Origin of the sequence: Nocardia cyriacigeorgica (assembly GCF_010858045.1) — a bacterium.
Taxonomy (GTDB): Bacteria; Actinomycetota; Actinomycetes; order Mycobacteriales; family Mycobacteriaceae; genus Nocardia; species Nocardia cyriacigeorgica_E.
Genome location: NZ_JAAGVC010000351.1, coordinates 1 through 285, shown reverse-complemented (window position 1 = coordinate 285; position 285 = coordinate 1). Strand labels below are relative to the sequence as shown.

At 70.2% G+C, this 285-nt stretch carries 1 pseudogene; it reads right to left on the bottom strand.

The features are described from left to right. Positions 1 to 285 (bottom strand): annotated as a pseudogene (locus tag GV790_RS30010) (class I SAM-dependent methyltransferase); the annotation flags it as partial.

The window sequence follows — 285 nt, the reverse complement described above, 5'->3', positions numbered from 1 at the left end:
CAGCTCCTCGATGCGGTCGAACCCGGCGGCCTGCGCCCAGCTCCGCACAGTGTCCGGACGCAGCACGGTGCCGTTGGCGATATGGGTGGATTCCGCCATCGTGGCCGGCAGGCAGTGCAACACGCTGAATGCGTAGTTGAGCCGGTCCAGCTCGTCGGCGGGCGCGGTGAACTCGGCACCCACCCGCTCGTCGGCCACCAGAACCGCGCCGCCGGGAGCGAGTACCTCGGCGAACGCAGCCAGCGCGCGGACCGGCTCACCCATATCGTGCAGGGCCTCGAACAC